Annotated in this window: 14 protein-coding genes and 1 pseudogene; 11 read left to right on the forward strand and 4 right to left on the reverse strand. The window is 58.2% G+C overall.

Annotation, left to right across the window (positions count from 1 at the left end):
• Positions 1–8 precede the first annotated feature (8 nt).
• The 3 genes from BA011_RS35830 to BA011_RS35840 are packed head-to-tail and all read right to left on the reverse strand — an operon-like array spanning position 9 to position 3,774.
• The gene (locus BA011_RS35830; protein ID WP_065284329.1) at positions 9–1,718 is read right to left on the reverse strand and encodes an ABC transporter permease; all 1,710 of its coding nucleotides are present in this window, start codon (positions 1,716–1,718) and stop codon (positions 9–11) included.
• Complete coding sequence (locus BA011_RS35835; protein ID WP_065284330.1) at positions 1,715–2,719, reverse strand: ABC transporter ATP-binding protein; 1,005 nt, start codon at positions 2,717–2,719, stop codon at positions 1,715–1,717. Before BA011_RS35835 ends, BA011_RS35830 begins: the two co-directional genes overlap by 4 nt.
• A gap of 50 nt (positions 2,720–2,769) precedes the next feature.
• Positions 2,770–3,774: an extracellular solute-binding protein gene (locus BA011_RS35840; RefSeq protein WP_065284331.1), complete on the reverse strand. Its 1,005-nt coding sequence runs from the start codon at positions 3,772–3,774 to the stop codon at positions 2,770–2,772.
• A gap of 140 nt (positions 3,775–3,914) precedes the next feature.
• On the opposite strand from BA011_RS35840, the gene BA011_RS35845 reads away from it, so the two are divergent.
• Positions 3,915–5,072, forward strand: coding sequence for an ROK family transcriptional regulator (locus BA011_RS35845; RefSeq protein ID WP_065284332.1), 1,158 nt, complete (start codon positions 3,915–3,917; stop codon positions 5,070–5,072).
• A gap of 116 nt (positions 5,073–5,188) precedes the next feature.
• On the opposite strand, the gene BA011_RS35850 is transcribed toward BA011_RS35845, so the two are convergent.
• Positions 5,189–6,448 (reverse strand): ROK family transcriptional regulator, encoded by a 1,260-nt coding sequence (locus BA011_RS35850; protein WP_065284333.1) that lies wholly within the window; start codon positions 6,446–6,448, stop codon positions 5,189–5,191.
• A 286-nt stretch (positions 6,449–6,734) separates the two neighbouring features.
• Here BA011_RS35850 and BA011_RS35855 point away from each other — a divergent pair, with 286 nt between their 5' ends.
• The 10 genes and pseudogenes from BA011_RS35855 (at position 6,735) to BA011_RS35900 (ending at position 19,154) form a co-directional block, all read left to right on the forward strand.
• Positions 6,735–8,189, forward strand: coding sequence for an ABC transporter substrate-binding protein (locus BA011_RS35855; protein WP_065284334.1), 1,455 nt, complete (start codon positions 6,735–6,737; stop codon positions 8,187–8,189).
• 70 nt (positions 8,190–8,259) lie between these two features.
• On the forward strand, positions 8,260–9,189 hold the full coding sequence (locus BA011_RS35860; protein WP_065283724.1) for a carbohydrate ABC transporter permease: 930 nt from the start codon (positions 8,260–8,262) through the stop codon (positions 9,187–9,189).
• 1 nt (position 9,190) lies between these two features.
• Positions 9,191–10,024 carry a carbohydrate ABC transporter permease gene (locus BA011_RS35865; protein WP_018517040.1) on the forward strand — a complete coding sequence of 278 codons (834 nt, stop codon included), beginning with the start codon at positions 9,191–9,193 and terminating at the stop codon, positions 10,022–10,024.
• 28 nt (positions 10,025–10,052) lie between these two features.
• Positions 10,053–11,078, forward strand: a complete 1,026-nt coding sequence (locus tag BA011_RS35870) for a Gfo/Idh/MocA family protein (RefSeq protein ID WP_064249279.1) — start codon at positions 10,053–10,055, stop codon at positions 11,076–11,078.
• 80 nt (positions 11,079–11,158) lie between these two features.
• A complete protein-coding gene (locus BA011_RS35875; protein WP_065284335.1) occupies positions 11,159–12,325 on the forward strand; it encodes an ABC transporter ATP-binding protein in 1,167 nt (388 codons plus the stop codon).
• A 181-nt stretch (positions 12,326–12,506) separates the two neighbouring features.
• Positions 12,507–14,426 carry a methyl-accepting chemotaxis protein gene (locus BA011_RS35880; RefSeq protein ID WP_065284336.1) on the forward strand — a complete coding sequence of 640 codons (1,920 nt, stop codon included), beginning with the start codon at positions 12,507–12,509 and terminating at the stop codon, positions 14,424–14,426.
• A 270-nt stretch (positions 14,427–14,696) separates the two neighbouring features.
• A pseudogene (locus BA011_RS35885) lies at positions 14,697–15,281 on the forward strand (2-hydroxychromene-2-carboxylate isomerase).
• Positions 15,278–15,976, forward strand: coding sequence for an SDR family NAD(P)-dependent oxidoreductase (locus BA011_RS35890; RefSeq protein WP_065284337.1), 699 nt, complete (start codon positions 15,278–15,280; stop codon positions 15,974–15,976). Before BA011_RS35885 ends, BA011_RS35890 begins: the two are co-directional and overlap by 4 nt.
• A 281-nt stretch (positions 15,977–16,257) precedes the next feature.
• Positions 16,258–17,340, forward strand: coding sequence for a hydrogenase small subunit (locus BA011_RS35895; RefSeq protein ID WP_065284338.1), 1,083 nt, complete (start codon positions 16,258–16,260; stop codon positions 17,338–17,340).
• A gap of 23 nt (positions 17,341–17,363) precedes the next feature.
• Positions 17,364–19,154 carry a nickel-dependent hydrogenase large subunit gene (locus BA011_RS35900; protein WP_065284339.1) on the forward strand — a complete coding sequence of 597 codons (1,791 nt, stop codon included), beginning with the start codon at positions 17,364–17,366 and terminating at the stop codon, positions 19,152–19,154.
• Positions 19,155–19,162: the final 8 nt, after the last annotated feature.

Below are 19,162 nucleotides of genomic sequence, written 5' to 3' on the forward strand. Positions count from 1 at the left end.
CTCCTGTTCTACAATGTTGTCGTTTCTGGACCTTTGCCAAGGCCGATCCGCTCGGCCAACAGAATGATCGCCATTGAAAACGCCATGATCAGAGTGACATAGACAAGATTGAGCGCGGCCTGCTCAGGATCGACAGACAGCGCGCTGTCTACGATTGCAATCGGCAGCGGTTTGTTGTTGACGTTGTATAGAAACGCCGACAGGGGGTATTCCGACAGGAGATCGTTGAAGGCCATCCCGGCGACGAGGATTACAGTCGGCGCCACTATCGGCAGAATGATGCGGCGATAGCGATAAAGACCAGTGGCGCCCATCGAGCGGGCCGCCTCGTTATAGGCCGGATCGATTCCTACGAAGGCTGCCCGCAGGAACCTCACCATAAACGGCAAGGCGACGATGGCATAGCCAATCGGCAGGAGCCAGTAGCCTCCGAGGAGGACTGCGTTTCCAACGAGCGGGTTTGGCGTGTCGAAGGTGACGATCAGCCCGACAGCGAGCAGAATACTAGGAACTACCCACGGCAGGAAGAAAGTGATGTCCAGAAGGCGCGTCAGCCAACCGCGCCGGCCAAGAATAACCGGGACGGCAAACAGTGTAACGACGAGCGCCGCCGATACCGCGACAAGGCTCATCACTATGGAGTTGAAGAACGGAAGAAAGGCGGTGCCTTCGGTAAAGACGCGGGCATAGTTCTTTAGTGTCAGGCTGGATGGGATCACTTCGACGCCGATGCTCGCGGCCGGGGCGAAGGAGAAGAGTACGACAAGAGCGATCGGCACCGCATAGATAGCCACGAGAAGATAGGCAAAAAAATGTAGCACTGCATTGCCGATCGGGTTGCAAATTTTGCGTAGCTGGATGGGCGCAGTCGCTTTCGCGCCGCCGACATAAGAGCCGCGCGCTTCGTAATATTGAGACAGCAGGATAAGCGCCATGAGACACAGTCCCATCATAAGCGCCAGTAAGGCGGCCATGTCGGGACGGCGCAGGCTGTTTAGAGTCAGCACCATCTGGCTCAGCATGTGGAAATCGCGACCGCCCAGCACCTGAGGGGCGGCGAAAGAGCTGATCGCGGTGTAAAGGGTGAGAAGGGTGACAGCGAGGAGCGTCGGCATGATTGCGGGCAGTACCACACGCCACAGGATCGTATATTCCGAGGCACCCATACTGCGCGCGGCTTCGATGGTTGCGTAGTCGACGCGGCGCATCGCAGCACGCAGAAAAAGATAGTAAAAGTTGGTCATCAGAAAGGTATGCGTGAAGAGCACGCCAAACCAGCCGATGAACCAGTCTTGCGGGAGACTGGAAACGATCGCCTTCACCAGATGTGTCACCGCACCACCGGGACCATAGGTAAAGTTATAGCCCGCCGCCGCAACGACACCGCCGAAGACCAGCGGCGTTGCATAGGCGATTTTCAAGAGTGCGCGACCGCGTACGTGAAAATATTCAAGGACGACCACTTGGAAAATCCCGACAATGGTCACCGTGACCATGGTCGCTGACGTCATCCAAACCGTGTTCCAAAGGGCAGCTCGCACTCTTCGTGATCTTGAAAGTTCGCTTACGATCTGGCCGACCACCAGGCTGCCGTCCTTGAAAAATGCCGCATGAAGTGACGCGACGAGCGGCAGGATCAGGAAGGTGACGACGATCCAGATCAGGACCGCCAACCCCACCCAATAGAGTACCCGCTCGACGGCCGCCGCGCGGTTCATCGGTCCGCTTCCTCGAAGATATGCGCCGAGCCCGCTCGGATCGTCCAGGACACGGTCTCACCGATTCCAGGTAACTCGTGCCCCATCCTGGCGGCCGAAATGAAATGTCCGCCGGCATCCAGGTCGATGCGGCTGTGGGCGCCAAGAAATTCCACATGGCGGACGGTCGCCGGCAACCCGGCTTCTACCGCCTTCCCGACGAACACATCTTCGTGACGGACAAAGATGCGCCCCCGAACGTCGCGGCCCAGGATTTGCGCGACAACCGGTGCGAGCAGTTCGTTGGCGGTGCCGATAAACTCGCAGATGAACGGCGTCGCGGGCTTCCGATAAAGAGTACGTCCGTCACCGATCTGTTCAACGCCACCGTTCGCCAGCACAACGATCGTGTCGGACATGGTGAGTGCATCTTCCTGATCATGCGTGACAAAGACTGCCGTGAAGCCAAATTCCTGCTGGAGCCTCTTGATCTCGCGGCGCATCGTCACTCGCACCTTGGCGTCGAGATTGGACAATGGTTCGTCGAACAAAAGCACCTTGGAGCCCGCGACGAGCGCGCGCGCAATCGCGACCCGCTGTTGTTGCCCGCCTGACATGGTCGCTGGCTTCTTGTGCAGCTGCTCCGTAATCCCGGATGTTTCGGCGATCTGGGCGACGCGCTTGCCAATCTCGCTCTGCGGCATCTTCGCCACACGCAAAGCAAAGGCTATGTTTTCGAACGCCGTCATCGTTGGAAACAGCGCATAGTTCTGGAATACCATGCCGACATTGCGGCGCTCCGGAGGCTCGTTGGTGATATCTTTTCCTTCAAGAATAATCCGCCCGCTCATGACCGGATGAAAGCCGGCGAGGGTCCTTAGAACGCTGGATTTGCCGCTGCCGGAAGCCCCGAGCAGAGCAACGAACTCGCCTTCGTGAATCTCAAGCGAGAGGTCGCGGATGACCACCTTATCGCCATGGCCAATATGCAGTTTATCGATGATGAGGATCGGGGTCGGCATGATCATACTCCTGTGAAGCCTGGCGATCTGCGTCGCCCGGTCCTACATCCTCACCGGATTTCAAGCTCGATCTTCTGCAACCAGCCGTCCAGTTTGGGCGCGACGGCATCCCAGTCGATCGGCTGCGCCTTGACTAGTTCCCCATTCGCCTGCACCTCTGGCGGCGATTTAGCCAGCGCCGCCGGCAGCACCGGAACCTGACCGAACTTTTTGGCGTAGCCGGCCATGACATCGGCAGAGCCGAACCAGTCGACGAATGCCTTTGCCTGCTCCAGCTGATCGGTTCCCGCCATGATCGCCACGCCTTCGGAGATGACGGGTGTGCCACCTTCCGGGTCAATGACCTTGACTTGCATGCCGAGCTCCTTGGCGTCTTTGATGACGCCGCCGAACCAGTTCAGATTGATGATCGCACCTCCCGATTTGAAGGCTTCCTTGCGCGAATCGGCGTCATCGACAACGATCGCATTCGCATAGAATGCGCCAAGAAAATCCCATCCAGCCTGAGTGACTTCGCCCTTGTCGTCGAGGAACCGGGCCAAGATGCCGGCCAGATAGACCCTTGTCGTTTGCCAGGCGGTGTTGCCGATGACGTATTTGCCTTTGTATTCGCCCCTTGTCAGGTCCAGCCAGCTTTTCGGCGCCCGCTCAGCGGCAAGCTTGTCGGAATCATAGGCGATGACAACCGGTGTGCTCCAGAATTTGTAGACAATGCCTTCTTTGTCCTTGTATTGCGCAGGGAGGTCCGCCGCCCAGGCTGGTGTGTATGGCTGGAACAGGCCGTTCTTTTTGAGCAGAGCCATAGACGTGTCGACCATGCCGAGTACGACATCGGCCTGGGGGTTGTTCTTCTCGGCGACCAGCCGATCAAAAAGTTCTCCTCCGGGTGCGCGCAGAAACTGGACATCGTGACCGGCGGCTTTAGCCTGGTCGATTATCCACTGAACGTTCTCTTCTCCCTGAGGTGAATAAACGACAAGACTTTTTGCCAAGGCGGGAGAGGCGATCGCGACCAGCACGGCCGCGAAGGTCAATAAACGTGTGATCTGATGCATGGTGTTCTTTCGTTTCAGTTTCGTCCGTCATTCCGGCACCTTCTAAAGGAGCATTATGACATTTTAATTACATTGCGTAATTTAATATATTTTGCCATAGCTCTCTCGCTACCGCCGATTTTGACTCACTTTTGGAACCAATGGACCTTTCACGGAACGAACGACGACTGGTCGAACTAATTTTCGTAGGCAAGAAGATTGCGCGCGTCGACCTGGCCGAACGATCCGGCATGACAGGCGCTTCCGTCACTCGGCTGATAGGTCGCTTAATTGAGATCGGACTTCTGATCGAGGTAGTCGAGCGGACCGGCGCCCAAGGCCAGCCACGGCGCTTGCTGAGCTTGCGGGCTGACCGGTATCTTTCCGCGGGAATAACATTCTCGGTCTCCCGAATGGAGGTAGCAATTGTTGATCTAGCGGGTAGGATTCTTACCTCCCGCTCAGCCGACATCGAAACCAGCACAGCTTTGTCTGTGGCGGAGGCGGCGCAGGCGGCTATCGCAACGATGCTGGCCGACCTTGGCACGCCTAAGGATCGTCTTCTCGGGGTCGGGTGCTCGGTACCCGGCAATTTCGGCACGATGTCGAACATCCTCAAGGCCCACAGCTTCTTCCCGGCTTTCGATGACGGTGAGGCGGACCAAGCCTTTAAAGCGACTTTCGAAGCGCCCTATTACATCGAGAATGATGGAACATCCGCAGCGCTCGGAGAGTATGTGTTCGGCGGACGCATCCCACAGCCTGATCCGATGTTCTTCATTCACATCGGACACGGCGTCGGGGGAGGGGCAGTTATCGACGGACGACCGTACCGCGGTGTCAATGGAAACGCCTGCCTGCCCGGAGTTCTGTACCCGTACGACCAGCCGCGCCCGTCCGGCCAAGACCTCTTTGCCACCCTCAACGATGCCGGCTTCGCCATCCACGACTTCTTCGATCTCGAGCGGTTGCCAGACAGCGCCGAAGCGGCGTTAGAAATCTGGGTTGAACGCGCCGGAAAGCAGCTCAGCGAGACGGTACGTGTAGCAACGGCGATGTTCGACCCCGCGCTGATTGTCCTGGGGGGACGGCTGCCAGAACTAGTGACAGACAGGCTGGTACGCGCAATTTCCAGTCAGCCAATCCTGGGCCCGTCGCGGGGCTTGGAGGCTGCCGCAGTCGAGGCCTCCCGACTTGGCCCTCGCGCCGGCGCGATCGGGGCGGCCTGCATTCCGTTCTTTGCCTCTCTCTTTTCCGCCGCCGTCGCAGACGATGGCAGTCCTTACCTTAACGGTCGCAAGCCCAAATCCCGACCTTAGAAGATTTGATTGCGCGCCTGATTCTCTTTATGAGGTCTACCGGGGCAGGCTCAGGCGCGAACCGCACCTTGCAGGTCCCCAAGCCCTTCCTTGCAGATTGGTGCCGCTACAAAGCCTCAAATGACCAGCTTGAGGTGGCTGGATAAAACCAGACCCGCGGCGCCACGCAGAGCCGTATGGCCTTCGCCGATACCATTCACCGTGATCGATATCTCCTGACCAGGTCTCTTCACCACTAGCTGCTCAACATGCTGCCTGATCAGTTCTGCTGCCTTCATTCCGCCTCCGGCGACGTCTCCATGAAGGACATAGGAGTTGAGGGAGAGTGTTTGCTGTAGGTTGACGATGCCGAAAGCCACGTTCCGCGTATAACGGTCGAGAAGCTCCTCTGCCGCCTTCGACCCTTCGTCTGCTTCCTTGACAAGCCTGGCACAGGTGACGCTCTTGGGATGCGAAAAGCTCAATCGGGCGGCTTCTTTTCGTAACCAAGGAAGGGCAGCGACGGTCTCCCAGCAGCCGTGCTTTCCGCAATTGCAAAGGGCACCATCGATCTGCACCACGCTGTGACCGAGCTCGCCTCCGGATCCGGCGAGTCCACGATAGACCTTACCATCGATGAAGAAGGCGCCGCCCAGAACCTCACCGGTATAGACCGCCGCAAAATTTTGTTGGCCACGTCCAGGTCCAAACCATCGGTCACCGACAAGCAAGGCGCGGGGGTGATGATCGATGACAACCGGGAGAGAGAAGTGTTCCTGTAATATGGCTACAAGTGGAAGTCCCGTCAGAACGGGAGCAAGGTTGACGGTAAGAATGGTTCCATTGTCACTGTCGATCATTCCAGCGGATGCCACGCCAATGCCGAACGGTGCCTGCTGGGCCTGAGACAGTGTGGCAGTAAGCGTGTTCGTCATGACCGCGATGAATGCTTCTGTGTCGCCATGCGTATCAAACTCAGCTTTCGTAACGGCCTTGATCTCACCGGTTAATGCGACCAGGCAGGCCTGTATCGTGCCGGGCAGAAGGAGTACTGCGCCAAGCATCGGTGCATCAGGGTTGAAATAGAGCGGACGAGCCGGCTTGCCGCCTTTGACGTCAGAAGGCGACGCGTCTCCCTCAACGAGAAGCCGGTCTTCGATCATTGGCTGCACGATACCGGTTATCGTGGTCCGGTTGACACCAGCAAGTCGAGCGAGATCTGCCCGGCTTTTAGGTCCGTTATCATACAAGGCCTGAAGGACGCGAGCGCGGTTTATCGCGCCAAGTGCCGATTGGGAGACAAGTGTCACGTTGCCGCTGTTCTCGCCGGCGGCGACTTCTCTGCTGGCAGGGGTGCGCTGGCCCAACGAATAGGACGGCTGGCTCTCAAACTTCAATTCTCTTCTCCAATCTACCGGATCCTTTTAGCCCGTACATTATCGAACGGCCATACAACATAAGGCCCTTTCCGGTGATGCAAGCAGGACGTCGATGACAACCGTGGTACTGCGCGGAAATTTTCGCCGTGACAACTTCTTGACACTAACATAAGTTTGTGCGAGGTACAAACTAACTGCTTACAAAAAGCACGTTAGGGGTAACAATCTCAGTATCGACAAGCGGAAGCCCCGGGCTGCGCTGAAGGGCCGGGGTTGGGATACGAAGCAACTGAGGAGGCTGTTTATGACAATCGATATCGGAAATATGTCGCGACGTGACCTGCTGAAAAGCGCTTCCGTCGCAGCTCTTGTGGCTGGCGCGGGATCGTTGGCCATTCCACGGCGAGGTGCCGCGCAGGATGCGAACACGGTTCGCGTCCTGTCCGTTGAAGACCCATTCTTTTTCTCAATGAAAGCGCTGGTGCCAGAATACGAGAAGGAAACCGGCATCAAGGTGGAACTGGAGAGCCTCTCGTATGACGCCCTTCAGTCTCGCCTAGTGTCTGCTTTTGTCGCCAAGACCTCAGACGCCGACGTCATCGTTGTCGATCAGATGTGGCTCGGGCAGTATCTCGACAATGGCTGGATCATCCCGCTGAATGATTTTATTGCCAAGGACAACGAATTCGATCTCTCAGACTTCATCCCGGAGGTCCTTTACTCCTCGAATATCTGGCGCGGCCAGGTCGGCACGTTGCCGGTCGCCGCCTATGCTCAGGGGGTTATGTACCGCAAGGACGTCTTTGACGAACTCGGCATTGCAGCACCGCCGACCGAGACATCGGAAGACTGGACCTGGACGAAATACGTCGACACCCTGAAGTCGATGGAAGGCAAATCATTTGGCGGCAAGCCGCTCTTCCCAACCGTCGTTTGCGGCTCTCAACCGTCGCCGATCGTCCACATGTTTACGCAGGTCTCAGCAAGCCACGGCGCGAACTGGTTCAAATCATTCCCGGCCGCTCCGTGGGATTTCTCCCCGCAACTGACAAGCCCCGCCTGGATCAAGTCTGTCGAAGTCTACAGGCAGCTCTACAAGTTGTCTCCGCCTGAAGCCATCAATTATGTCTGGTTCGACGCCGGCACCCGTTTCGCCAAGGGCGACATCGGCATGTTCTACTGGTGGACCCCGTACTTCTATCTGATCAAGAATTCCGGCTACATGACCGGCAAGAAGTCGGACGTCATGGAGAAGTATGCAACGGCAGCCTTACCGAAAGCTGAGGGCGTGCCTCAGACGGTCAGCCTCGGCGGCTGGAGCCTTGGCATCCCGTCCAGTTCCGAAAGGCAAGAGGCAGGCTACGCCTTCATCAAATGGGCGACCTCGAAGGCCACGCAGAAGAAAATGGCTCTTTGGCCGGACCTCAACTACCAGTTCTCCGACTTTGCGCGCGTTTCGCTCTATCAAGACGAGGAAGTCAAGGCGATCTATCCGTACCTCGATGTGCAGTATGCGATGATGAAGCAGGGCAACGGCAAGGTCACACGCCCGCCTGTACCTGGTTACACGGCCATCGAAAGCGTGCTGGGCCTCACATTGAACCAGCTCTTAACCGGTAGCGAAGAGCCGAAGACCGGCCTTGAACGTGCCAACAGCCTGTTCGAGAGCATCCTGAAGGGCAATCTCATGATCCCTTATCAAAAGGATAGCTACGCAGATACTCTTGACGGGGCCAAAGCCCTGATCGCCAAGAAGTAACAGAGTTCTCCTCGGGCCGGCGCGACAGCGATCGCGCCGGCATCCACTAGAAGAAGAACTGGATCTGGCAATGCACACGACAACTGTTCGCTCTCCGCGAGCCTTCGGGCCTACCCGGAAGAGCTTTATCCGACGAAACCTGCCCTACTTTCTGATCGCGCCTTCGGTCGTGATGCTGCTCGCGCTCATCGCCTATCCCTTGCTGTTTGCCCTAAGATCGAGCTTCTATTTCTGGAACCTGCAAATCGGCCCGGAGCCGCTCCAGTTCGTTGGCTTCGAGAATTATGTGCAGGCGTTTAACGCCTTCGATTTTCGCGCCGCACTCACCAACACCCTGATCCTGTCGATGCTTGGCACGACACTTGAGTTCACGTTTGGCCTGGCGATCGCGCTCATCCTGCTCAAGGCCTTGCCTGGCATGAACGTTGTGCGTGCCCTGCTGATCCTGCCCACCACGATCGCGCCCATCGTCGTCGGCTTTTTGTTCCGCTACCTCTATGATCCCGGCGGTGGACTGTTGAGCTGGCTGTTGCAGTCGCTCTGGCTCCCCGTTCCCGCAGAGGGAATTCTTGGCTCGCCATCGACAGCACTCGCGGCCATCCTCCTCGTCGACATCTGGCAGTGGACGCCGTTCTTTGCAATCGTCCTCTATGCGAGCCTGCTGGCCGTGCCCGACGAGATTTTGGAGGCCGCACGACTGGATCGGGCGTCTGCGTGGACGATCCTGATGCGGATCAAGCTGCCGCTGATCAAGCGCACCGCGATCATCATCGTCATGCTGCGCTTCATGCAGATCTTCAACACCTTCGACACGGTGCTCGTGCTCACCCGCGGCGGACCGGGCACGTCGACGCGCACCCTTGGATACTCGCTGTACGAGCAGGGCCTTGTCAACTTCAACATAGGCCTAGTCAGCGCAATGACCTGGATCACCGTGCTGATCGTCAATGTCATCGTTGCCCTCTACGTCTTCTTCGCGTTCCGAAACGAGGAGTGGTAAAATGTCCCGGCGCCACACGAGCTTCAACACGGCACTCACCTACGCCGCCGGCCTCCTCTTCCTGGCAATCTTCGTCGGTCCGATCCTCTGGTTCATCGCCCTTGCGATCCGGCCGGCCGAGACGGCGTTCACCATGCCGCCGCAACTCACATTCGAGCCCAATCTCGACGCATTCCGGCACATCCTCGTCGATCCGGGCACCAATGCGCGGCAGCTGGTCAACAGCCTCATCGTCGCGATTGGTGCTGTGCTACTCAATCTGCCCTTTTCGGTTCCTGCGGCCTATGCGTTGTCCCGTTTCAAGCTCCGCGGCAAGAAGAACATCATGTTGTGGTATCTCGGGCTGTTGATGGCCCCGCCGGTCGCATTCCTGATCCCTTATTTCATCCTCATCACGCGCATCGGTCTGCAGGGTTCCTATTTCTCCATGATCCTGGTCCTGCAGACGCTGACGATCCCGTTTTCCGTCTGGTTGATGAAGAGCTTTATCGATGAGGTGCCAGTGGAACTGGAGGAAGCCGCCCGGGTGGACGGCGCCCGTTGGTACACGATCATGTTGCGGATTACGCTGCCGATCGTTCGTCCCGGCATCATTGTCACCTCGATGTTCGCCTTCGTGTTCGCATGGAACAACGCCGCTTTTCCGCTGGTGCTGAGCTCACGCTCGACCGCCACCCTTCCGATCGGAACACTTGGATATTTCGCAACGAGCGGAGTGACCTGGAACTACATCGCCGCCGCCGCAGTGCTCGCGATGATTCCTCCGATGATCATCTTCCTTGTTTTCGATCGATACGTCGTACGAGGCCTCACCTTTGGTTCGGTGAAGGGCTGAGGTTTCCCCTTATGAATGGAGTAATGAAATGAGCAGACTGCGAATGGGCGTCATTGGCGCCGGTCTTTGGGGCGGCAATCACGCCCACACCTTTAATGTCTTGCCGGAGACCGAGCTGGTCGGCGTCTGCGACCTCGATGAGGGCAGGGCGCTGAAGATGAAGGAAACCTACGGCGCAACGCGGGCCTTCACCGATTATCAGAAGCTGATCTCCAGCGATCAGATCGATGCGATCTCGGTTGCGACACCCGACTTTACCCACACGCCGATAATCCTCGCCGCTCTGAAAGCTGACAAACACGTGTTGAGCGAAAAGCCGCTTGCGACGACGGTGAGTGAAGCCGAGGAAATTGCGGCGGCTGCCGCAAAATCCAAGGGCAAGCTGATGATTGATTTCCACAACCGTGTAAATCCCATCCTCGCCCAGGTTCGCGACATGATCCAGGACGGTCAGATCGGCTTGGCCAAACACGGGACCGCGCGGCTTTCGAATACGACATTCGTTCCGTTCGAAATGCTGAGCTGGGCTGCAAAGTCTTCGGCACTCTGGTTCCTGGGCAGCCACCTCGTCGATGTCCTGCGTTTCATTCTCGCAGACGAGGTCGTGCGTGTTTATTCCGTCGCCCGCTCTGGGACACTGTCTGCCGGCGGCGTGGATACGAAAGACTTCCATGCCTCGATCCTTGAATTTTCCAAGGGCACGGTCGTGACCATGGAGAACAGCTGGATCCTGTCGCGCGACAATCCTTCGCTTGTCGATTTCAAGGTCGAGTTCGTTGGTGAAAAGGGCCAGATCCAGGCAGACCCGACCCATAGCGGCGGCCTGCGCCGTATCGTCGACGGCGGACTGAAATACAATGACTACATCGGCATAACGCCAACCGGCGCGACGCGCATCGGTGGCTTCGTATTGGAATCCATCGCTCGCTTCGTCGATAGCGTGGTGCGTGATGCTCCTCTGCTGGCAGATGCACAGGACGGTCTGGAAAACACCAAGATCCTGGCGGCGATCGAGGAATCCGTCGCGACCGGCAATGCTGTGAACATCGGCTAATGCCGGAACCAAAAGCTCGGGGCAAATCCGTGCGGAACAGTTCGGCTTGCCTCGCCCAAAAATACTGGGAGTAAATAAAAATGGCGTCCATGACCTTCGATGGGATAGGCAAGACCTTTCCGGACGGAACCGTTGCCGTTGCGAATGTAAGTTTTTCGGTCGGGGACGGAGAATTCGTCGTGTTGGTCGGCCCGTCCGGTTGTGGCAAGTCGACATTATTGCGGATGGCAGCGGGTCTTGAAACGCTCAACAGCGGGCGGCTGCTGATGGATGACGCTGATGTCACTGAGACCGAGCCCCAGGATCGGGATATTGCGATGGTTTTTCAGAACTACGCGCTTTACCCTCATATGACTGTCTACGACAACATGGCTTTTGGCTTGCAGCAGCGCAAAATGCCCAAGGACAAGATTGACAAGCTGGTGCGCGATGCAGCCGAAATGCTTGATCTCGCGCGCTATCTCGAGCGCAAACCGGGGGCATTGTCGGGTGGTCAGCGCCAACGCGTGGCGATGGGTCGAGCGATCGTTCGCCATCCCATGGCCTTCCTGATGGACGAACCGCTTTCCAACCTGGACGCCAAGCTCCGCGTGCAGATGCGCGGTGAACTGAAGCTGCTTAATCAGCGGCTCGGCGTCACAACCCTTTATGTGACCCACGATCAGGTCGAGGCTATGACCATGGGCGATCGCGTGGCTGTACTGAAGCCGGTGTTTAACGGGCAGGAGAGTAATCTTCAGCAGATCGACACGCCGCAGATGCTTTACGACAAGCCGTCCAATCTGTTCGTCGCGGGGTTCATCGGTTCGCCCGCCATGAATTTCGTACGCATCGGGCTGACAGCGGAAGCCGGGATGCTGAAAGCTGCGGTTACCGGGACGAAGATATCCTTCTCTATTCCCGCCCAGCCAGCATTGTCGACCTTTGCCGGGCGACAAGTCATTGTTGGAATTCGCCCGGAGATGTTCAAGGTTTGTCCCGAGGCCGAGGCGTTGTTCAATGAGCAGATCCCTGTTGCCGAAGCGCTTGGAGCCGACACTTTCGTATTTTTCGACATCGCGTCACCGCCGGTCAATATCAACGATGCTGAGGATACCGAAGACTTTCCCAATAAGGGTAAGAACCGGCTTGTGGCGCGCATACCACCGGCGCTGACGCCACGACCAAATCAACTGCTGCCATTGACTGTCGACCTGGAGAAATTGCACTGGTTCGATCCAGTAACCGGGACTGCGATCCGCGACTGACAGAACGTGCACGAACTATCGCCAGCTAGGGTTTCAACTCATTTCTCCTGCCCTCCCAGGCAACTTGGCTGTCGTCGATTACGAGGTCGACGGCAGCCATTTTTTTAAGACTCGAGACATCAAACCATCAGAACCTGAACATCCATCCGCCGTAAGTGACACCGAGCTAGAGGAGTGGCCTGTGAAACACGTTTCCATTGTCGGTAAGTTCTTTATCATCATGGCCGTCTTTGGCATCATGGCACTCGGCCTGACGTTCTACCAGAGCTGGCAAATGCTGAAGGTTAACGACAGCTATCAGGAGCTTCTCGACAGAGATGCATCTGCAGCACTTCGCTTGACCCAGTCGAACCGAAGTCTGGAAACAGCGCGTGCCAGCATCAGCGACATGGTGATGACGCGGTCGAAAGAGGCGAGGGTGCGCGCAGAAGCTGGCTTGAATGACGCACAAGAAAACTTCGTCAGGTTCATGGATCTGGCGATCGCTGCCGTTCCTGAGCAGAGCGAACTGCCGATGTTGAAGGCGGATGGATTCTCCGTCCTGACCGATACGTGTGGTGCAGCCATCGCAGTTGGTCGCGGCGCAACCAGTGAAGCCGAGCTTGCCATGGTCCAGCAACTCTATCTCACTCTTTGCCAACCCGCCTTTGCTGCCATCTCACCGAGATTCACATCCGTCACGGAAAAACTCGCTTCGGACGCAGAGCAAAAGCGTGCTAACGTTTCGAGCGTTGTCCGTGACACGTCCGTGCTGAGTTTGGGAACAGCTATTGCGGCACTCTTCGCTGTCTCGTGTTTCGGCTTTCTCGCAATTCGCGCCTGGTTGGTCAAACCGATCAAGCAGATGGTTACGACGATGAAGGTCATAGCCGACGGCGATCTCACTTCGACTGTCGAGGGAACGATTCGCCGCGACGAGATCGGATCGATGGCCCGGGCAGTACAGATCTTCAAGGACAACGAATTAAGGGCGCGCGATCTCGGAAAGGATGCAGAGACAAGTCGTGGCGCAAATGAGATTGAACGTGCGCGTCTCGCCGAGACCGAGCGTCAGCGAGCGCGGGATATGGCGGAGGCAACGTCCGGGCTTGCAGAGGGCCTAAGGCATCTCGCCGACGGGAACCTCGTGTTCAGCCTCGACGACAAGTTCGCCGAGGACTTCGAACCGTTGCGGGCGAACTTCAATGCTGCTGTTGCCCAACTCGCTGAGAGCTTGAGAGCTGTGTCGAACGCAACTGAATCGATAGATGATGGCGCTCAGGAAATCAGTTTGAGCGCGCAGGACCTGTCACGCCGCACAGAGCATCAGGCTGCTTCGCTGGAGCAAACCGCCGCCGCGCTGGATCAAATTACCCAGAACGTCGCCAGTTCCTCAAAGCGCACAGCGGAGGCGCGACATGTTGCGATCGAGGCAAACAAGTCGGCGCGCCACTCCGGGGAAGTGGTCTCCAGCGCTGTCGCGGCAATGCAACGCATCGAACGGTCATCCTCGCAGATCTCCAGTATTGTCGGGGTCATCGACGAAATCGCGTTTCAGACCAATCTTCTGGCGCTCAACGCAGGCGTCGAGGCGGCACGATCCGGCGAGGCAGGAAAAGGTTTCGCGGTTGTTGCCCAGGAGGTGCGGGAGCTTGCTCAACACTCTGCGCATGCAGCAAAAGAGATCAAGGATCTTATCCTCAATTCGGTTGACGAGGTCAGCAGTGGCGTCAAGCTGGTCCGCGATACCGGCGAGGCGCTCAAGATCATCGTGGACCAGATAGTGCTGATCAACACTCAGCTTGATGCCGTCACGGCCGCTTCCAACGAGCAGTCCGCAACTCTTTTTGAGGTCAACCGGACAGTCAATCAAATGGATCAGGTTACGCAGCAAAATGCAGCCATGGCCGAGAAATCCACGGCTGCAAGTACGGCACTTGCCATCGAGGCAAAACAGTTGCGCGGGATTGTGTCGGAGTTTCAGATTGACGCGGGCGACAAGCTGCATGGCAGCGTCATTCTCTTCGATAGAGAGCCACTCGCCGAGATGACGCTGACACGGGCCGACAAAGACCCTTTTGACGCTCCCCGTAAAGTCGGTTCATCCGTCAAAGGTGGATAGCAAAATAGCCTTCACTGATAAAATCGGCGAGTGCGGCTTGTAAGAAAAGCGATGGGTAATGTCCGGTATTACAGGCGACCCGCCTTGAACCCTTCCTTTATTTGTATGCTAATGGCCAAGGCAGACCGTCAGTTACCCTAGACGCCCATCTTTTTCTACGACCGGCCTTGGGCCGGCGTTCCGTCTATCTCGCCAAGATCGCAGCCGAGCGCGGAGCCGGCTTCGACGATGAACATTTTGTATAACGACGGATTGCTTTAAGGAGCCTCGATGAGAACGCTCGACTTTTATTTCGACTATCGCAGTCCCTACAGCTTCCTGGCCCTGTCCCAGGTTCGCAAGATGGATGTCGAGATCGCCTTCCATCCTTTAGAAATCGGGGACCTGATGAAACAGGTGGGGAACGTGCCAACGAGCATCACCTGCGCACCCAAGGGTCGCTATGTGATGACCGATATTCAGCGGTAGGCGGTCCATTATGGGGTATCGCTTAACTGGCACCCCCAGCTGTTGGAGATCGATGCCAGCCGGCTATTGCGCGCCACGCTGGTGGCTGGGCAACTGGGCGCTATGCCCACGGCGGTAGAAGCGATCTTCAACGCGATATGGTCGGCTCCGGCACCGCTGGCGACGGCAGCAGAGGTCGCCGCCGTGCTGGGCGCCGCCGGTCTCGACGCCGAGGAACTTGCAGAGCGAATGGACGAGCCGGCGGCGCAGGACCTGCTGGACGAGGCAACCGCAAACGCGGTGTCGCGCGGCGTTTTTGGCGCGCCGACCCTATTCGTGGGTGACGAGATGTTCTTCGGCAATGACCGCCTGCACTTCGTGCAGGGTCATCTGGCGCGCGCCGCATGAACCCGCTCGTTATCATCACCGGGGTGGGGCCAGGTACCGGCTCGGCAATGGTTCGGCGGTTCCATGACGGCGGCTACCAGGTCGCCATGCTAGCCCGCACAGCCGAACGCTTGAGCGATCTTGAGAGCGAACTTCCAAACGCTTTTGCAGTCCCCTGCGATGTGGCCGACCCTGCAGCGCTCGCAGCCGCCCTTGAAACCATCGAGCAACGCGCCGGCGCACCCAAGGTGGTGATCCACAACGCCGTGGGCGGGGCCTTCGGCAATTTCCTCGACATCGAACCGGAAGTCCTTCAGCAGAATTTCCAGATCAACGTCATGGCACTGCTACAACTGGCCAGGTGGGCTGCACCGCGAATGGAGGTGGCAGGGGGCGGCGCCTTGCTGGTGACTGGCAACACCGCGGCATACCGCGGCAAGGCCGCCTTTGCCGGCTTTGCGCCAAGCAAGGCGGCGCAACGCGTTCTGACGGAGTGCATTGCCCGCGAGATGGGCCCGCGGGGTGTACATGCGTCCTTCATGATGATCGACGCGGTTATCGACTTGCCTTGGACCCGCGCGCGGTTCGCGGACAAACCAGATGACTTTTTCATACGGCCATCAGACATCGCCGAAGAGGTCTGGCACGTCACCCATCAGCCGCGTTCGGCCTGGTCGTTCTTGACGGAATTGCGGCCCTTCCGCGAGCCTTGGTGACCGGAGGGCTCAGCATCAGGTAGGGGGCTGCAGACCGGTACGGGCAAGGCGATGATAAAGTCTACAAGTGACGTCGCCATTGTCTGCTTGATGCGCCGAGTTCAATCCCGCTTATCCGGTTCTCTTGCCGCCGCCACCCTCAAGGTAAACATTAAATATCAACTATTTACCGCGAAATTTGAGGGTCATTTTCGAACTGGTCCGCTTCTTGCGGTACTCATGACAGAGCCGGGATGTCATCCTGAGCGATGTGATGGGGATGGGACTGCTGGAGGAGCAAGATGGCAACTGCCGAGACTTTTTATGACGTCATTCGCCGCCAGGGGATAACCCGGCGCAGTTTCACCAAGTTCTGCAGCCTGACGGCCGCGAGCCTCGGTTTCGGCCCGGGTGCGGCGATCGCTATGGCGGAGGCGCTTGAGACCAAGGAACGTGTTCCGGTCATCTGGATGCATGGCCTCGAATGCACCTGCTGTTCGGAGAGCTTCATCCGATCGGCCCATCCGTTGGTCAAGGACGTCGTGCTGTCGATGATCTCGCTTGACTATGACGATACGATCATGGCCGCGGCCGGCCACCAGGCAGAGTCGATCCTTGCGGAGACCAAAGAGAAGTACAAGGGCAAGTACATCCTCGCCGTCGAGGGCAATCCGCCGCTCAACGAGGGTGGCATGTTCTGCATCGACGGTGGCAAGCCTTTCGTCGAGAAGCTGAAATGGATGGCCGAGGACGCCATGGCGATCATCGCCTGGGGCGCCTGCGCCTCCTGGGGCTGTGTCCAGGCGGCCAAGCCGAACCCGACCCAGGCGACGCCGATCGACAAGGTCATCCTCGACAAGCCGATCATCAAGGTACCAGGTTGTCCGCCGATCGCCGAGGTGATGACTGGCGTCGTCACCTTCATCACCACCTTCGGCAAGCTCCCCGAACTCGACCGGCAGGGCCGGCCGAAGATGTTCTATTCGCAGCGCATCCACGACAAGTGCTATCGCCGTCCGCATTTCGACGCCGGTCAGTTCGTCGAGGAGTGGGACGACGAGGGCGCGCGCAAGGGCTACTGTCTCTACAAGATGGGCTGCAAGGGCCCGACTACCTACAACGCCTGCTCAACCGTGCGCTGGAACGGCGGCGTTTCCTTCCCGATCCAGTCGGGCCACGGCTGCATCGGCTGCTCGGAGGATGGCTTCTGGGACAATGGCAGCTTCTATGACCGGCTGACCAACATCCACCAGTTCGGCATCGAGGCCAACGCCGCCAAGGTCGGCATGACCGCAGCCGGTGTCGTGGGCGGCGCGATCGCGGCACATGCCGCGGTGACCGCCGTCAAGCGCTTGACCACCAAGCGCGAAAAAGCTGACGCTTAACATTCTGGGCGGGAAACACCATCATGACGATTCAAACTCCGAACGGCTTCACGCTGGACAATTCCGGCAAGCGCATCGTCGTCGATCCCGTCACCCGCATCGAAGGTCACATGCGGGTCGAGGTCAATGTCGATGAGAACAACATCATCCGCAACGCGGTGTCGACCGGCACGATGTGGCGCGGCATCGAAGTGATCCTGAAGAATCGGGACCCGCGCGATGCCTGGGCTTTCACCGAGCGCATCTGCGGCGTCTGCACGGGAACGCATGCGCTGACCTCGGTGCGCGCGGTCGAAAACGCGCTCGGCATCACCATTCCGGACAATGCCAATTCGATACGCAACCTGATGCAGCTCGCGCTTCAGGTCCATGACCACGTGGTGCATTTCTATCACCTCCATGCGCTTGACTGGGTCGATGTGGTCTCGGCGCTCTCGGCCGATCCGAAGGCAACCTCGGCGCTCGCACAGTCGATATCCGACTGGCCACTCTCGTCGCCGGGCTATTTCAAGGACATCCAGACGCGGCTCAAGAAATTTGTCGAGTCGGGCCAGCTCGGTCCGTTTAAGAATGGCTACTGGGGCAACGCATCCTACAAATTGCCGCCCGAGGCCAACCTGATGGCGGTGGCGCACTATCTCGAGGCGCTCGACTTCCAGAAGGAGATCGTCAAGATCCACACGATCTTCGGCGGCAAGAACCCGCACCCGAACTGGCTCGTCGGCGGCGTGCCCTGTCCGATCAACGTCAATGGCACCGGTGCCGTCGGCGCGATCAACATGGAACGGCTGAACATGGTCACCTCGATCATCGACCAACTGATCGAGTTCAACGACAAGGTCTATGTCCCCGACATCATGGCCATCGGCTCGTTCTATAAGGACTGGCTCTATGGCGGCGGTCTCTCGGGCAAGAACGTGCTTGCCTATGGCGACGTGCCGGAACATGCCAATGATTATTCGGAGGCGAGCCTCAAGCTACCGCGCGGCGCGATCATCAACGGCAACCTCGCGGAAGTCTTCCCCGTCGATCATGCAGATCCCGAGCAGATCCAGGAATTCGTCACCCACTCCTGGTACAAGTATCCCGACGAGTCCAAGGGCCTGCATCCCTGGGATGGCATCACGGAGCCGCATTACGAACTCGGCCCCAACGCCAAGGGCACCAAGACGAACATCGAGCAGCTCGACGAGGGCGCCAAATATTCGTGGATCAAGGCGCCGCGCTGGCGCGGCAATGCCATGGAAGTCGGGCCGCTGGCGCGCTGGGTGATCGGCTATGCTCAAAACAAGGCCGAGTTCAAGGACCCGGTTGATAAGGTGCTGAAGGACCTCGGCCTGCCGGTTACGGCGCTCTTCTCGACGCTTGGCCGCACGGCGGCCCGCGCGCTGGAATCGCAGTGGGCGGGTTACCAGATGCGCTATTTCCAGAACAAGCTGATCGCCAACATCAAGGCCGGAGTCTCGAACACCGCCTTTGTCGACAAGTGGAAGCCGGAAACCTGGCCGAAGGAGGTCAAGGGTGTCGGCTTCACCGAGGCGCCACGCGGCGCGCTCGCGCACTGGATCAGGATCAAGGACGGCAAGATCGACAACTACCAGTGCGTTGTCCCCACCACCTGGAATGGTAGCCCGCGCGACCCGACCGGCAATATCGGTGCCTTCGAGGCGTCGCTGATGGATACGCCGATGTCCAATCCCACCCAGCCGCTCGAAATCCTCAGGACCATCCATTCCTTCGATCCGTGCTTGGCGTGCTCGACGCATGTCATGAGCCCGGATGGGCAAGAAATGGCCAGGGTCCAGGTCCGATAAGGGAGGTT

Source organism: Rhizobium leguminosarum (assembly GCF_001679785.1).
GTDB lineage: Bacteria > Pseudomonadota > Alphaproteobacteria > Rhizobiales > Rhizobiaceae > Rhizobium > Rhizobium leguminosarum_R.

Coding starts and splice junctions, on each gene's coding strand:
- BA011_RS35830 (WP_065284329.1), bottom strand. CDS start 1,718: ATGAACCGCGCGGCGGCCGTCGAGCGGGTACTCTATTGGGTGGGGTTG.
- BA011_RS35835 (WP_065284330.1), bottom strand. CDS start 2,719: ATGCCGACCCCGATCCTCATCATCGATAAACTGCATATTGGCCATGGC.
- BA011_RS35840 (WP_065284331.1), bottom strand. CDS start 3,774: ATGCATCAGATCACACGTTTATTGACCTTCGCGGCCGTGCTGGTCGCG.
- BA011_RS35845 (WP_065284332.1), top strand. CDS start 3,915: ATGGACCTTTCACGGAACGAACGACGACTGGTCGAACTAATTTTCGTA.
- BA011_RS35855 (WP_065284334.1), top strand. CDS start 6,735: ATGACAATCGATATCGGAAATATGTCGCGACGTGACCTGCTGAAAAGC.
- BA011_RS35860 (WP_065283724.1), top strand. CDS start 8,260: ATGCACACGACAACTGTTCGCTCTCCGCGAGCCTTCGGGCCTACCCGG.
- BA011_RS35865 (WP_018517040.1), top strand. CDS start 9,191: ATGTCCCGGCGCCACACGAGCTTCAACACGGCACTCACCTACGCCGCC.
- BA011_RS35870 (WP_064249279.1), top strand. CDS start 10,053: ATGAGCAGACTGCGAATGGGCGTCATTGGCGCCGGTCTTTGGGGCGGC.
- BA011_RS35875 (WP_065284335.1), top strand. CDS start 11,159: ATGGCGTCCATGACCTTCGATGGGATAGGCAAGACCTTTCCGGACGGA.
- BA011_RS35890 (WP_065284337.1), top strand. CDS start 15,278: ATGAACCCGCTCGTTATCATCACCGGGGTGGGGCCAGGTACCGGCTCG.
- BA011_RS35895 (WP_065284338.1), top strand. CDS start 16,258: ATGGCAACTGCCGAGACTTTTTATGACGTCATTCGCCGCCAGGGGATA.
- BA011_RS35900 (WP_065284339.1), top strand. CDS start 17,364: ATGACGATTCAAACTCCGAACGGCTTCACGCTGGACAATTCCGGCAAG.